Raw genomic sequence first — 266 nt, forward strand, 5'->3', positions numbered from 1 at the left:
TTTATGATAAGTGAAACGTGTTATCGCTATACACCGATATTAAGAAATGAAAATCTAAAAATAGCAGAGCTGTTACTCGATTTGACTGAGTCAAAGCGAAGCTGGGGTTTTGGATTATGTTTTTTATATTTGCGTAATGTAAAAAAGCACAAGTGGAATCACAAGCAAGTTTACCGCATTTACCGTGATCTTGAGTTAAATTTGCGGATCAAGCCAAGGAAACGCTTAAATAGAGATAAGCCTGAGCCATTGGCAGTACCAGAAAC

At 36.8% G+C, this 266-nt stretch carries 1 pseudogene; it reads left to right on the forward strand.

Features of this window, described 5'->3' with window-relative positions:
* Positions 1-266, forward strand: a pseudogene (locus AAEY62_RS22805) (IS3 family transposase); the annotation flags it as partial.

The organism is Pseudoalteromonas sp. GW168-MNA-CIBAN-0100, assembly GCF_040309225.1.
Taxonomy (GTDB): Bacteria; Pseudomonadota; Gammaproteobacteria; order Enterobacterales; family Alteromonadaceae; genus Pseudoalteromonas; species Pseudoalteromonas arctica.